Below are 12750 nucleotides of genomic sequence, written 5' to 3'. Positions count from 1 at the left end.
AACCCAACATACTGATAATAAAAAAAGTCTAAGAATAATGAATTTCTCAATTAAAAACTGGCCTGAACAGGAGCGCCCGCGTGAACGCCTGCTGCGCCAAGGCCCGCAAAGTTTATCCGATGCCGAACTGCTGGCGATATTTTTAAGATCCGGTTCGCAGCAGCACTCAGCGGTTGAATTAGCCCGATTGCTGATTCAGCATTTTGGCAGCCTTAGCCCGATTCTTGATGCCAAACTGGAAGAGATCAGCCAGTTTCACGGCATGGGCCCAACCAAATATGCGCAGCTCATGGCCGTAAAAGAACTCGGAAAACGCTACATTGACCAGCAATTCAGCCAAAGCCCGCTGCAGCTGGACAGCTCTGCCCAGCTGCTGAGTTTTCTGCGTTTTGAATTTTTAGCTGAAACCCAAGAAGTTTTTGCTGTGCTGTGCCTCGATGCGCATTTAAGAAAGATCAGCTTTAAAAAACTGTTCTTTGGATCGATCAGCAGCTGTGAAATTTCCATCAATCAGCTGCTGCGCTACGCCATACAGCAGCATGCCAGCGCGATTGTGATTGCGCATAATCATCCTTTCGGAAAACCGCAGCCCTCACCTGCGGATATTCAGCTGACAAAGCACATTCAGCACGCCTGCAGCCTGCTGGAAATCCGCCTCATCGATCACTGCATTATTTCAGCAGAAGGCTCTTTTTCCTTTGCCGAGCATGGCCTGATCAGCCCAAAAAACTCTACATAATTCATCTATTGACAAAGGCCTAAGCACATATAAAGATCAGTCCAAATTCATCAAGATTCCAAACACATGATTGTGCGTGACCAACCCAGTATATTCAAACTGCTGTTTTCCTGGCGGGGCACGATTCTGCCGAAAGTTTTGCCGCCATTAGGGGTTGTCATGCTGCTGTCCACCGTCATTGGCGGACTGTCTTACATCAATATCTTTCACTTTCCTGAGCTGCCCTTAGTCGGCTTCACGTTAATCGGTGTGGTGCTGTCTATTTTCTTGGGTTTTAAAAACTCGGCCTGCTACGACCGCTGGTGGGAAGCGCGCCGCCTGTGGGGCATCTTAATTGCCAATGCGCGCCATTTTGACCGCGACTGCCGCATGCTCAGCCAAGGCCGCCGCGAACGGATCATTCAGCACGTGATTGTATTCGCCAATGTCTTGCGCGACCGCCTGCGCCATCAAACAGCCAACCCCACCGAACTGGTGCAAACCAGCGGCATGAGCCAGCAGGCGCTGACCCAGCTCTATCAGCAGGCCAATGCGCCGCAGTACACCTTGAGCCTGATTCAATGGGAACTGATGCAGGCGCTGAAAGACGGTGAAATTTCGGACATTATTTATGCGCAGATGAATGAGCATGTGATGGAGCTGAGCATGGTGCAAACCGGCTGTGACCGGATTGCCACCACGCCGCTGCCTTTCGCCTATTCGGTGCTGCTGAACCGTACGGTGTATTTTTTCTGTTTTATGCTGCCGTTCAGTTTAGGTTCGACACTGGGTTTAGCGACACCGCTGCTGGTCGGCATTTTAGCCTATACCTTTTTAGGACTGGACGCGCTCAGTTCAGAAATTGAAGAGCCTTTTGGCACGCAAAGCAACGATTTGCCGCTGGATTCCATGGTGCGCACCATTGAGATTGAACTGCTTGGGACTTTAGGCAAACCGACTCCGCCGCCGATTCAGGCGCTGGATAATAATTTGCTTTGATTTATTACCTCTCCCTTGCGCAGCAGTGCTGCTCATCTCCTACAAGGCGAGGGAATCCATTCTCCCTCAGGGATGAGGAATATATTCCGCAAGGGGATGAGGAAAATCATTAAACAAAACTTTCCCAAATCCCTGCCTGCCCTTCTTTGACCCGCGGAATATTGCCGAGTCTGATCCACGGCATATTGTCGCCATGAAAATCACTGCCCACCGATACCTTCAGCCCATGTTCCGCAATCATGCGGTCCACCATCTGCCGTGTGCCCAGCGGCTCAACTGCTGGAGGCAACTCCACCGCATCGCCGCCGAACTGGGCAAAAATTTCGATGAGATAGCGGATATTGGTGGCGGACAAATCATAGCGGGTCGGATGCGCCAGCACGGCAAAACCGCTGCTGGCATGAATGACTTGAATGGTTTCTTCAAGCCCCAGCCCATCAAATTTCACATAGGCTTTTTTGCCTTCTTTAATATACTTATCAAAAGCCTGCTGCGCGCGGCTGACATAGCCTTTTTCCACTAATGTTTTGGCAATATGGGTGCGGGTCACACGGTCTGGCACGTTATCGACTTTAGCGACAACATCGGCATAAATATCTTCACCAATTAAGGGGATCAATAGATCGCAAATCTGCTTGGCGCGCACAGCGCGAATCTGCTTCTGCTGTTCGAGCAAGGCCAGCAAAGGCTCTGGATGCTGCATATTCAGCGCCACAATATGCACGCCATAAGTCTTTTTGGTGGCAGGGCGTGACCATTGGCTGGAAATTTCCACACCTGAAACCAGCTTAATGCCTAAATCTTTGGCAGCGCCTTCAGCTTGAATTAAGCCGTCCATCGTATCGTGATCGGTCAGCGCAAGGGTATGAATGCCAATTTCACCGGCCGCACGCACCAGCTGTTCTGGAGACAAAGTTCCATCAGAAATATTACTGTGTGTATGTAAATCTACGCCTTGCATCACTTATACTATGTCATTTATTTGATCAGATACCAGATACTTTAACATGAAAGCACTTTTAGACTTTGTGCCACTCATTATTTTCTTTTATTTATATAAAACCGTTGATCCTAAAGACACTGATCATCCTTTGCTGCAGCTTGTCGGCTCAGCTGGCGGTGTCGACAATAATAATATTCTGGCAGCGACAACGGGTCTGATTATTTCCATGCTGATCGTCTACGGCGCATTGTTTTTCATACAGAAATTCCGCTTAGACAAACAGCAGTGGATTGTGCTGTTCATGACGGTTATTTTTGGCGGCATCACCTTAATGCTCAGCGATGATTTCTATATCCGCCTCAAAGCGGTTCTGCTGAATCTGGTCTTTGCTGGCGCTTTCTTACTTTCGCCTTGGTTCGGCAAAGACAAAAAGCCGCTGATCGAACGCTTATTTGGCCCTGTACTGGATTTAACCGGCCGCGGCTGGATCAAGCTGAACTATGCATGGGCCGCCATGTTTGTCGTCATGTCCAGTTTGCATATTTTCTTTGCTTATTTATACGCCGGCGGAAAATATTGGGGAGAATTCACTGCATTTGGCGACATGCTCGTGATGTTTTCCTTTATCATTATTCAGTTTATTGTATTGCGTAAATACTTTAAAACTTCTGAATAAAACTTTCGGTAAAATTTAGAGAAATCACATGCCATTTTTCGTTGTAACATGTACAGATAATGAAGGTACCGTTGAAAAGCGCCTTGCCGTCCGTCCGCAGCATTTAGAACGCCTGCAAAAGCTGAATGATGAGGGCCGTTTAGTCGCTGCCGGCGCAATGCCAAAAGATCCAGGCAATCCTCAAGCAGGTTTTTACGGCAGTACCATTATTGTCAATTTTGATTCTCGCGAAGCGCTGGATGACTGGCTTCAAGAAGAACCGTTCCTGAAAGAAGGCGTTTACGGCCACATTGACGTAAAACCTTTCAACAAAGCCTTTCCTCAAGGATAAGTGACATGCGTGCCGTTGTTTCCAGCTTACTGGGCCTCTCTATTTTTTGTACCGCTGCATGGGCGGTTGAACCTGCTCCGGCTCCTGCTGCGCAAGCAACGACTGCAACACCCCCGCCGCAAACCCTGCCAGCCAATAAGCCTAAAACTTTGCCGTTATCTGCAAAGGGCGCCCCAAATGCGCTGACGGCGGAAGAAAATCCTTTAACCGCTGAACAATTGACAAAAAACAAAGCCTTGCAGGATGCCAAGATAAAAGCGCTGGTGAAAGATCAGCACTCCCGCCTGCAGCAGCTGGAAAAAGCCAACCTAGATGCCTTGGCTCAAAATCAGGAACTGCAGCTGAAAAACGATAATCTGGGCGTACAGGTTCAAGTGCTGCAAAGTGAACGCAGTGCGCAAATGTTCCTATACGGCGCAGCAACCATTGCTGTCGGTGTTTTGCTTGGCTTTTTGATTGCCAGCTATGTTTACACCAAACGCCGCCGCCAATGGTAATCCCCAGCGGCCTCAAATACCGCTAACTGTAATCATGTAAAAGGCTGAGCTGTGGCTGATGCAATTCAAACGGCCGAATTGGACTGGCAAACAGTCGACGGCATTGATATCCCTGTTTCCAAGCAATTTGGCGACGTATATTTTTCTAAAGACAACGGGCTGCTGGAAACACGCCATGTGTTTTTAAACGGCAATGATCTGCCTGAACGGCTTACCCAGCTGCAGGATTTTGAATATTTCTGTGTGGGTGAAACCGGCTTTGGCACAGGGCTGAATATTTTAGCGCTGTGGCAGCTCTGGCAGCAGGCGCGTCCAGACAATCACAGCCGCCTGCATGTGATTTCAGTCGAAAAATTTCCGCTCTCTAAAAATGATTTAATCCGTGCACTGAATGCATGGCCTGAACTGCAGCCTTTGGCGCAGCAGCTGATTGAACAGTATCCGCAGCCGATCGCCGGCTGCCACCGTTTAAACTTTCCAGATGAGCGCTTTTCTATTGACTTGTGGCTGGGCGATGCGCATGATGTTTTCCCTGCCATGGCGCGGACTCAGCAGGTGAATGCCTGGTTTTTGGATGGCTTTGCGCCGTCCTGCAATCCGGACATGTGGGAAGAAAATGTTTTAAATCATATTGTTCGCTTGTCGGGCATCGGCACCACGTTTTCATCATTCAGTGTTGCAGGCATCCTGAAGCGCGGCTTAAAGCAGCATGGCATCAGCATCAGCCGTCCACGCGGCTTTCGCCATAAACGTGAAATGCTCAAAGCCATCTGGCCTGCAGCTGAAAATTCTGCTCAAAGCTCTAATCCTGAAAAAAAAACGCAGCTCAGCTCTAAGCCTGCTTTTAAACAGCACCAAATTGCGATCATTGGCGCCGGTATAGCCGGCCTAAGCTGCGCATGGGCTTTTGCTCAGCGCGGCCATCGCATTGCCCTGTATGACCAGTCAGCACCTTTAGCAGGCGGTTCAGGCAATCCTCTTGCACTGCTGAATCCAAAGCTGTGTCAGATTGAGCAAAGCGCTGAACATTTGATGACGCTGTCATGGCAATACGCCCTGCGGCACTATTCAGAATTTTCCGCTTTCCGGCCCATTCAAGTTCATCAGCTGGCGCTGAAAAAAGCCGAAGAGTTGCTGCATTTAGCCGAACAGTATCCAGCAGACATTATACGTGCTGAAACAGCCGCTGAAAGCGGATTAGAAACCGCATTTCCAAGCCTGAACCTGCTGCAGGCCGGCGCAGTTTCTCCGCATCAATTGCGTGATCAAATCCTGCAGCATCCGCTGATTCAATTTCAGCAGGCTGAAATTACTCAAATTCAGCGCACACTCCCAATTCAGCTCTATCAAAACCAAAATTTTCTAGGCGAGTACGATCACGTGATTGTCTGCGCTGCGCGCCAAAGCGCGCAGCTGCTTGAGCACTGCCCTATGCTGAAGCCAATCCGCGGGCAAGTCAGCTGGGTGAAAAACGCTGGACAGCCTTTAGCGCATCAACATGCATACAGTTACGGCGGCTACTGCATGCAGCTGGATGCCGAGCATTTAATCTTAGGCGCTTCGTTCTATCCCAACCGTGATGATGATGCTGTACTGCCGGAAGACCATGTGCATAACTATGAACTTATCCGCAGTGTATTTCCAAGTTATGCACAATCCTTGGCCGCACCAGACACATGGCAAGGCCGCGCATCGGTGCGGGCGCAAACGCAGGATTATTTTCCGCTGCTGGGCAAAGCTGAAGAAGATCAGGAAATTTATACCTTTGCAGGCTTAGGCTCTAAAGGCTTTCTATATGCGCCGCTGTGCAGCGAGGCGCTGGCGGCGCAAATTTTAGGTGAAGCCAGCCCGATTCCTGCAAGCTTATTGAAAAAGCTGAGTGCGCAGCGTTTCCGTAAAAAGGCCAAACCGAAAAAGCCTTATTTTAAACCGCAGCAATCTGAATAATTTTTTGGATTTGCCAGACATGCAGCATTGAATGCCATAAAAAAAGCGCCTTGCGGCGCTTTTTCCTCAGCTGCTTTGCTCTAAAGGCAAACCTGCATCACGAGCGGCGCGAGTGCCGCCCATTAAAATGACATATTCGCGGCCGCTGTCAAAACCCTCTAATAGTTCAGCTGCGCGCGGCGCTTTACTTCCGCCACCACATAAAATGTAAATGGGCTGATCCGTCGACACCTGAGTTAGGCTGCTTTCTGAAAGACCGTTAATCGGCTGGTTTACCGCGCCTTTAACATGCGCTTCAGCATAAGCACTTGAATCGCGTACATCCCAGATAATCGCATTTTCTGGGAACTCAAATGTTGTAATTTCTTGCTTACGGATCATTGTGCACTCCTTTGATGTAAACAACACTTGGCAAATGAAGAAAACATCCCTAGCATCTCAGATATTCTTTCCATTTGTAAAGGTTTAATCCATGCCATCTTTTGATATTGTTTCAGAATTAGAAGTTTTTGAAGTAAATCATGCAGTTCAGAACACTCAAAAAGAAATTGCGACCCGTTTTGACTTCCGCGGCCAAGACGTTTCGATCGAACTAAATGAAAAAGCCAAAGAAATCAAAATCAGTACCGAAAGTGATTTCCAATGCGAACAAGTATACAGCATGCTGGAGAGCCATTTCTTTAAGCGTAAAGTCGATATCCAAGCGCTTGACCCGCAGAAAATGACCGCTTCAGGCAAAAATGTCATTCAAGTGATTAAGCTAAAGGATGGCCTTGACTCTGATACTGCAAAAAAAATTAATAAAGCCATTAAAGAAAGCGGCATTAAAGTGCAGTCTTCTATTCAAGGTGACAAAATCCGTGTAACCGATAAAAAGCGCGATACTTTGCAGCAAATTATGGCGTTCTTAAAAGAACAGCAATTTGGCGTACCATTGCAATTCAATAACTTTAAAGACTAAGGCAGATACTCTGCCAAGCAGAGGATCACATGACTCAGCGCAACCGTTTATCTAAACTGGTGCACAGCACCGCCAGATTCCCGCAAGGCATCCGCACTGCGCTGTGGTCAAAAGCCTTTGGCCGTATCGTTCCCATGGTCGGCACAGCCAAAATCCGTTACCTTGAAGTCAGCGCTTCACAGGTAACGGTAAGCTTGGCTAATCATAAAGCCATGCAAAACCATATTGGCCAGCTGCATGCCTGCGCGATGGCGCTCCTTGCGGAAACCGCAACAGGCTTTGTGACGGCCATGAACGTTCCGGACAGCGCCATTGTGCTGATTAAAAGCATGAAGGCTGATTTTAAACGCCCAAGCAAGGGCTCAATGACAGCAACAGCAACCTTAACGGCAGAGCAGCAAAAACTCATGCAGAGTGCAGAAAAAGGCGAAACTTTGGTGAGTGTGACTCTCCAGGATGAATCTGGCGAGGAGCCGGTCAAATGCGAAATGCTTTGGGCATGGGTCGCCAAATCCCATCTCAAAAAGAAAAGCTGAATAGCCCAGCAGAATTTTCTTAAAATGTAAATAAAACTTACCTTTAGGTAAGTTTTATTGTTACTGATCCTGTACTTCGCATAAACAGAATTCTTCTATTTAAAACATCTGCTTCAGCTCAGGATAAACACATAGCTAAAAGTCCCAGAGCCAAACAATGAAAAAATTGATCCTGACCTCTGCATTATTATTGACAGCCATTCCCCTGCTGTCTGCCTGCAGTCAAAATCCATCTGCAGCCAGAACTGCCGTCAGCACCTTGTCCTCAGCTGATCAAGCCGCTAAAAATAAGAAAACAGTCCTCGACTTTTATGAAGGCGTATTTCAAAAGCATCAAGTGGCAGCCTATGCTGACCGCTATATTGGCAATCAGTATATTCAACACAACCCGCATGTGCCGGATGGCAAAGCGCCATTTGTCAATTATTTCACGCAGTACTTTAAGGAAAACCCACAAGCCAAAAGCGTCATTAAGCGCGCTGCTGCTGATGGCGATTTGGTCTTTTTACATGTGCTTTCTACCGAAAACGGCCAAGACAAAGGCACAGCCATTGTTGATATTTTTCGTATAGAAAATGGCAAAATTGTAGAGCATTGGGATGTACAGCAGGATGTGCCTGCAGACAGCGCCAATAGCAACACCATGTTCTAACCCGTTTTATCTGCACAAAAAAAGCCAGTGTATGAACTGGCTTTTTGATATTTCAGCTGATTTTTTTATGCATGTTTCGCTGCAAATTTTGCTTTCACTTCATCAGGAATTTGACGCTTCGCCCCTTTGACATCGACGGCAACAAAGGTAAATACGCCCTCAGTTACCCGGACTGGATCACGAGAACTGTCATGACTGTCCCACACTTCAATTTGCATTTGAATTGAAGTATTGCCGACTTTTAATATTTTGGTATAGCAGCTGATCACATCGCCCACTTTTACCGGAACCAAAAATGTCATTTGGTTAATCGAAATAGTGGCGCAGCGCCCTTTGCTGAAGCGTTCAGCATGAATTGCTCCGGCCAAGTCCATTTGCGACACAATCCATCCGCCGAAAACATCACCGCTCCAGTTGGTATCTGCCGGCATTGCAATCGTTTGAAGGGATAGGGTTCCCTCCGGTTTTACATGAGAATCTGACACAGTCACTCCAAGCCCTGATTTACTTTTGGGCAGTTAATTGTTGATCCAGCCACTTTTGCAGTTCACTGGATCGTAACGCACCGCTTATTCTAGCAATTTCGCTGGTTTTATTCATTAAAACCAGGGTCGGAATGCTTCGAACATTAAAAGCGCTGCTGAGCCTCGGATTCTCTTCCGTATTAATTTTAGCGAAAACCACATTCGGGTAAAGCTTCGCCGCTTGCGCAAAATGCGGCGCCATCATTTTACAGGGCCCGCACCATTCCGCCCATAAGTCAATCAAAATAGGCAGATCACTATGCGTAATAAAACTGCTGAAATTCTGCTCATTCAACTCAATAGGCGCAAGCGGAATCAGGTTGCTATGGCATTGCCCGCATGCTGGACTGGCCGAAAGCTTATCTTCTGGCACTCGATTTTTAGCGCTGCAGCTTGGGCATACAATAATCATTTAGCCGTCTCCAATATGTTGATTCAAAAAGTCTAATTGAACCGCTACCGCTTTTTCAAACCATTTTCCATGATAAATGTCAAAATGCTGCATTTCCCACTCATGATAATCTGCATAAGGCGCAATATTAGTGGCTGCTTCACGGCTGATTTCTAAAGGAATTAAACTGTCCTGCTTTGACGCGATATACAGCACCGGCACAGCAATGCGTCTCAAATTTTGCATGGGCCGGTAACGGATTAAATTAAAGAAGACCCTTGCCGGTATTTCACCGCTCCAGTAATAATCGGAATGCAAAATAGACTGGTAGCCTTCATATGCGCCGGCAACAGGAACAAAGCACAGCTCCTGTTCGGAAACAACCGGCAAGCTTTTCGGCTGCATGCCCACTTTTGCGCCCATATAATCCTGACTGGAGATTTTTAATGCTTTGGGCAGCAGCGGCAGCGGGTATTGCTTCGCGCTTTCAGCGCCATCGACAAAAGGATTTAAAGCAATCACTGCCTGAATATTTTTATTTTCAGAGGCAATGTCCAGCACATAGCCTGCACTTAAGGAAATCCCCCAAAGCACAATTTTACGGCTGTCAATTGATTTGCGCTGCGCGACATGCATCAGCATCGTCCGCCAATCTTCGAGCTGCGCCTGCAGCGAGACCAGCTCCCTTGGACGGCCAGTGCTGCCGCCCCAATAGCGGTAATCAAACAGGACAACCGCATGGCCAGCCTGAGCAAAACGCTTGGCAAATTGTACAAGTTTAAATTGGCGCAAGCATGCAAGCCCATGCGCCATAATAATAACACCTGGATTCTGCACGCTCTTCGGCCGATAGAAATCTGCAGCGATCACCTCTTGCCCGCTTTTAACATACAGCGGTTCAACAGTATAAGCATGCATAATTGCTCCAGATGTTTTTTATGGTTGTAATCGTTTATAAATATTTCAATACATCAAGCTGATATTAAGGCTTAATGCTATCATAAAGCATAATTCTATTATTTAAATTATGGAGTGACACGATGAGCGAAAATGTTGGCTTTGCTGGTCAAATCGGCCCTGAACATGTAACACAAGTGATTGAAAAAGGCTTTAAATCCATTATCAACAACCGCCCAGATATGGAAGGCGGACCTGAGCAGCCAACAAGCGCTCAAATTGAGGAAGCAGCCCGCGCAGCAGGCCTCGACTATGTTTATCAGCCCGTAGTTGCCGGTCAAATTACTGAGGTCGACGTTCGTGCTTTTGCTAATCACTTCAATGAATTGCCTAAACCTGTATTGATGTTCTGCCGTACAGGAAACCGTTCTAATAATTTGTACCAGCTGGCAAAACAGATGGATTTGCTCGATGATTAAGCCGCTCCTGAGAAGTTTGCTGCTGAGTGCATCGCTACTGTGTTCATTTCCCGCTATGGCTGAGAATGACAGTATTGCGCTGAATAGCAAGCTCAGCGTAGCAGGACAAATGACTGCTGATAAGTTCAGCGCTTTGTTAAAGCAGCATCACTTTAAATCTGTGATTGTGAACCGCCCTGACCAAGAGCAAGGTAATGCTGTTACCGTGAATGAGTTGCGCAATATTGCGGAAAAGTCGCAAGTCAGCGTGATTTATCAGCCAGTAACCAGCAGTAAAATTTCTCAAACAGACATTATTGAATTTGCCAAATATTATCAAGAACTGCCTAAACCCATCCTGATGGTTTGCAAAAGCGGCTCACGCTCTGCTGCGCTGTTTAATCAAGCCAAAGCTCAAGGCCTATTGAATGAATAAATTACTGCTGGTTTTAATATGCACACTTACTCTTTGTGCATGCAGCTCTATGAATATCCGCCCCACAGTTGGTGTCAGTGTTGGAACATCCATTTAAATCGCGTTTAGAATCCTCAAAAAACAGCGCCGAAGCGCTGTTTTTTACTTTACACATTCCTTTAATCAGCTAAATAAATTCATTTCTTAAAATCAGAACATTTAATCCCTATTTAGGGATAATCCTTATATAGTTAAGCAACTCACGATCCAACTAAATCAATTAATTTCAGACATAACCTGATTTTATAATTTCCATCATGATATATAGGATGAAAAATAATATGTTCGACATTATCATTATTGGTGCTGGAACGGCAGGCATTGCAGCTTATAAAGAAGCAATAAAGCATACACAAAATATACTGATCATCAATGACGGCCCTTGGGATACCACATGTGCGCGTGTTGGATGCATGCCCAGCAAAGTACTCATCTCATCTGCAAACCGAATGCATGACATTCAGCATGCTGCAGAAGTCGCTTTGAAGATAGAAGCCAATATCAATACAATAAATGTCATGCCGCATGTAAGAGAGTTGCGAGACCGTTTTACAGCAGCCACATTAAAAGACGTAAATAGCTGGGAAGCATCGCATAAAATTTCTGGACATGCCTCTTTTATTAATGCCAATACAGTACAAGTCAACAATTCCACCTATCAAGCCAAGTCTTTCATCATTGCTGTTGGATCCACTCCCTCATTTAATACTCAATGGAAATCAGCGCTTAGAGACCGGCTGATTACTTCAGATGATATTTTTGAATTGCCCGAATTGCCAAAATCATTGGCCGTTATCGGCAGCGGTGTTATTGCGATAGAACTGGCGCAAGCTATGCACAGGCTTGGTGTTAAAACTACGATATTTGCTCGCAGCCGAAAAGTCGGGACATTAACCAGCCCGAATCTTCAAATGCTGGCTCAAAAAGAATTACAGGCTGAATTAGACATTAAGTTTGAAGTATTGCCAAAAAAAGTTGAAAGTTCTCAATCAGGCATTGAAATTACATATGAGGAAAATGGCTCCGAATGTCTGTTAATTGCTGATTACGTACTTTCAGCGACTGGCCGGGACAGTAATTTACAGCATCTCAAGCTGGAAAACATTAATAATACATTTACTGATCTGCGAAATCTCCCTGTTGATGATCAGACGAAGCAGCTGCTTCATTATCCTATTTTTATTATTGGCGATGCGAAAACGACCACACCGATTCAGCACGAAGCAGCGTATGAAGGAAAAGCCGCTATTCACAATGCTTTAAATTTTCCTGAGATTCAATTAATAAAAAGGCTTACCCCCTTAGGCATTGTTTTCAGCTCACCAGAAATGGCAACGGTCGGGCAGAGCTTTAAAAAACTTAAAGGCAATAATATTGAATTTGCAACAGGTGTTGTATCTTATGAAAAACAAGGCCGGGCGCTGGTTCTCGGAAAAAATAAAGGCGCAGCCGAGATTTACGTCGATAAAATTTCGAGAAAAATCTTAGGTGCCGAGCTATTTGTTGAATCTGCAGAACATCTCGCACATTTATTGGCCTGGATCATTGCGGAAGAGCTCACTGTTGATGCGGCTCTGACAAAGCCTGTTTATCATCCAACTTTAGAAGAAGGCCTTCGAACAGCACTAAAGCATGCGCGCCGGCAGCTGAATTCTATTGAAACAGCAGATTAACCTTATGCTGGCTTTCTGACTCTGCCCGTCCTTCCGCTTCATCCTTTCTATTTTTATTTAATGCATAAAAAA

Annotated in this window: 17 protein-coding genes; 12 read left to right on the top strand and 5 right to left on the bottom strand. The window is 46.3% G+C overall.

What is annotated here, in order from left to right; translation table 11 throughout:
* Nucleotides 1-37 precede the first annotated feature (37 nt).
* Complete coding sequence (gene radC / locus JZ784_RS16395; protein ID WP_346315623.1) at nt 38-739, top strand: DNA repair protein RadC; 702 nt, start codon at nt 38-40, stop codon at nt 737-739.
* A gap of 66 nt (nt 740-805) precedes the next feature.
* A complete protein-coding gene (locus tag JZ784_RS16390) occupies nt 806-1717 on the top strand; it encodes a bestrophin family protein (protein WP_005012470.1) in 912 nt (303 codons plus the stop codon).
* A gap of 109 nt (nt 1718-1826) precedes the next feature.
* On the opposite strand, the gene JZ784_RS16385 is transcribed toward JZ784_RS16390, so the two are convergent.
* Nucleotides 1827-2678, bottom strand: coding sequence for a PHP domain-containing protein (locus JZ784_RS16385; RefSeq protein WP_346315622.1), 852 nt, complete (start codon nt 2676-2678; stop codon nt 1827-1829).
* Between the two features lie 46 nt (nt 2679-2724).
* Here JZ784_RS16385 and JZ784_RS16380 point away from each other — a divergent pair, with 46 nt between their 5' ends.
* From JZ784_RS16380 to mnmC, 4 genes are read left to right on the top strand one after another with little or no spacing between them, the layout of a single operon-like run.
* A complete protein-coding gene (locus tag JZ784_RS16380) occupies nt 2725-3336 on the top strand; it encodes a septation protein IspZ (protein ID WP_005012467.1) in 612 nt (203 codons plus the stop codon).
* A 28-nt stretch (nt 3337-3364) separates the two neighbouring features.
* On the top strand, nt 3365-3667 hold the full coding sequence (locus JZ784_RS16375; RefSeq protein ID WP_346315621.1) for a YciI family protein: 303 nt from the start codon (nt 3365-3367) through the stop codon (nt 3665-3667).
* A gap of 5 nt (nt 3668-3672) precedes the next feature.
* Nucleotides 3673-4164, top strand: a complete 492-nt coding sequence (locus tag JZ784_RS16370; protein ID WP_346315620.1) for a hypothetical protein — start codon at nt 3673-3675, stop codon at nt 4162-4164.
* Nucleotides 4165-4215: 51 nt separating this feature from the next.
* Nucleotides 4216-6111 (top strand): FAD-dependent 5-carboxymethylaminomethyl-2-thiouridine(34) oxidoreductase MnmC, encoded by a 1896-nt coding sequence (gene mnmC, locus JZ784_RS16365; RefSeq protein ID WP_346315619.1) that lies wholly within the window; start codon nt 4216-4218, stop codon nt 6109-6111.
* 66 nt (nt 6112-6177) lie between these two features.
* Here the strand turns inward: mnmC and JZ784_RS16360 are convergent, their stop codons facing one another.
* Entirely contained in the window at nt 6178-6492 is a 315-nt protein-coding gene (locus JZ784_RS16360) for a rhodanese-like domain-containing protein (protein ID WP_005012459.1), read from the bottom strand.
* A 91-nt stretch (nt 6493-6583) separates the two neighbouring features.
* Here JZ784_RS16360 and JZ784_RS16355 point away from each other — a divergent pair, with 91 nt between their 5' ends.
* The 3 genes from JZ784_RS16355 (at nt 6584) to JZ784_RS16345 (ending at nt 8260) form a co-directional block, all read left to right on the top strand.
* A complete protein-coding gene (locus JZ784_RS16355; RefSeq protein ID WP_005012457.1) occupies nt 6584-7072 on the top strand; it encodes a YajQ family cyclic di-GMP-binding protein in 489 nt (162 codons plus the stop codon).
* Nucleotides 7073-7101: 29 nt separating this feature from the next.
* The gene (locus tag JZ784_RS16350; protein WP_346315618.1) at nt 7102-7608 is read left to right on the top strand and encodes a DUF4442 domain-containing protein; all 507 of its coding nucleotides are present in this window, start codon (nt 7102-7104) and stop codon (nt 7606-7608) included.
* 157 nt (nt 7609-7765) lie between these two features.
* The gene (locus JZ784_RS16345) at nt 7766-8260 is read left to right on the top strand and encodes a nuclear transport factor 2 family protein (RefSeq protein ID WP_346315617.1); all 495 of its coding nucleotides are present in this window, start codon (nt 7766-7768) and stop codon (nt 8258-8260) included.
* Nucleotides 8261-8325: 65 nt separating this feature from the next.
* Here JZ784_RS16345 and JZ784_RS16340 read toward each other — a convergent pair whose 3' ends face one another.
* The 3 genes from JZ784_RS16340 to JZ784_RS16330 are packed head-to-tail and all read right to left on the bottom strand — an operon-like array spanning nt 8326 to nt 10093.
* On the bottom strand, nt 8326-8745 hold the full coding sequence (locus tag JZ784_RS16340; RefSeq protein ID WP_219190766.1) for an acyl-CoA thioesterase: 420 nt from the start codon (nt 8743-8745) through the stop codon (nt 8326-8328).
* Nucleotides 8746-8764: 19 nt separating this feature from the next.
* Nucleotides 8765-9196 carry a thioredoxin TrxC gene (gene trxC, locus JZ784_RS16335; protein ID WP_005012445.1) on the bottom strand — a complete coding sequence of 144 codons (432 nt, stop codon included), beginning with the start codon at nt 9194-9196 and terminating at the stop codon, nt 8765-8767.
* On the bottom strand, nt 9197-10093 hold the full coding sequence (locus JZ784_RS16330) for an alpha/beta fold hydrolase (RefSeq protein WP_346315616.1): 897 nt from the start codon (nt 10091-10093) through the stop codon (nt 9197-9199).
* Nucleotides 10094-10215: 122 nt separating this feature from the next.
* Here JZ784_RS16330 and JZ784_RS16325 point away from each other — a divergent pair, with 122 nt between their 5' ends.
* The 3 genes from JZ784_RS16325 to JZ784_RS16315 all read left to right on the top strand — a co-directional run bounded on the left by JZ784_RS16325 (nt 10216) and on the right by JZ784_RS16315 (nt 12678).
* Nucleotides 10216-10551: a TIGR01244 family sulfur transferase gene (locus JZ784_RS16325; RefSeq protein WP_005012443.1), complete on the top strand. Its 336-nt coding sequence runs from the start codon at nt 10216-10218 to the stop codon at nt 10549-10551.
* Nucleotides 10544-10966 carry a sulfur transferase domain-containing protein gene (locus JZ784_RS16320; protein WP_346315615.1) on the top strand — a complete coding sequence of 141 codons (423 nt, stop codon included), beginning with the start codon at nt 10544-10546 and terminating at the stop codon, nt 10964-10966. Before JZ784_RS16325 ends, JZ784_RS16320 begins: the two co-directional genes overlap by 8 nt.
* Nucleotides 10967-11286: 320 nt before the next feature.
* Complete coding sequence (locus tag JZ784_RS16315; protein ID WP_346315713.1) at nt 11287-12678, top strand: dihydrolipoyl dehydrogenase; 1392 nt, start codon at nt 11287-11289, stop codon at nt 12676-12678.
* Nucleotides 12679-12750 lie beyond the last annotated feature (72 nt).

It is taken from the genome of Acinetobacter sp. CWB-B33, assembly GCF_039655955.1.
GTDB classification, from domain to species: Bacteria; Pseudomonadota; Gammaproteobacteria; order Pseudomonadales; family Moraxellaceae; genus Acinetobacter; species Acinetobacter bouvetii.
The sequence above is the reverse complement of the archived record's forward strand: the minus strand, read 5'-3'. Positions and strand labels throughout refer to the sequence as shown.

What these genes read in the sequence shown, in the direction of transcription:
- radC (WP_346315623.1), top strand. Translation starts at nt 38, where the DNA reads ATGAATTTCTCAATTAAAAACTGGCCTGAACAGGAGCGCCCGCGTGAA.
- JZ784_RS16390 (WP_005012470.1), top strand. Translation starts at nt 806, where the DNA reads ATGATTGTGCGTGACCAACCCAGTATATTCAAACTGCTGTTTTCCTGG.
- JZ784_RS16385 (WP_346315622.1), bottom strand. Translation starts at nt 2,678, where the DNA reads ATGCAAGGCGTAGATTTACATACACACAGTAATATTTCTGATGGAACT.
- JZ784_RS16380 (WP_005012467.1), top strand. Translation starts at nt 2,725, where the DNA reads ATGAAAGCACTTTTAGACTTTGTGCCACTCATTATTTTCTTTTATTTA.
- JZ784_RS16375 (WP_346315621.1), top strand. Translation starts at nt 3,365, where the DNA reads ATGCCATTTTTCGTTGTAACATGTACAGATAATGAAGGTACCGTTGAA.
- JZ784_RS16370 (WP_346315620.1), top strand. Translation starts at nt 3,673, where the DNA reads ATGCGTGCCGTTGTTTCCAGCTTACTGGGCCTCTCTATTTTTTGTACC.
- JZ784_RS16360 (WP_005012459.1), bottom strand. Translation starts at nt 6,492, where the DNA reads ATGATCCGTAAGCAAGAAATTACAACATTTGAGTTCCCAGAAAATGCG.
- JZ784_RS16355 (WP_005012457.1), top strand. Translation starts at nt 6,584, where the DNA reads ATGCCATCTTTTGATATTGTTTCAGAATTAGAAGTTTTTGAAGTAAAT.
- JZ784_RS16350 (WP_346315618.1), top strand. Translation starts at nt 7,102, where the DNA reads ATGACTCAGCGCAACCGTTTATCTAAACTGGTGCACAGCACCGCCAGA.
- JZ784_RS16345 (WP_346315617.1), top strand. Translation starts at nt 7,766, where the DNA reads ATGAAAAAATTGATCCTGACCTCTGCATTATTATTGACAGCCATTCCC.
- trxC (WP_005012445.1), bottom strand. Translation starts at nt 9,196, where the DNA reads ATGATTATTGTATGCCCAAGCTGCAGCGCTAAAAATCGAGTGCCAGAA.
- JZ784_RS16330 (WP_346315616.1), bottom strand. Translation starts at nt 10,093, where the DNA reads ATGCATGCTTATACTGTTGAACCGCTGTATGTTAAAAGCGGGCAAGAG.
- JZ784_RS16325 (WP_005012443.1), top strand. Translation starts at nt 10,216, where the DNA reads ATGAGCGAAAATGTTGGCTTTGCTGGTCAAATCGGCCCTGAACATGTA.
- JZ784_RS16320 (WP_346315615.1), top strand. Translation starts at nt 10,544, where the DNA reads ATGATTAAGCCGCTCCTGAGAAGTTTGCTGCTGAGTGCATCGCTACTG.
- JZ784_RS16315 (WP_346315713.1), top strand. Translation starts at nt 11,287, where the DNA reads ATGTTCGACATTATCATTATTGGTGCTGGAACGGCAGGCATTGCAGCT.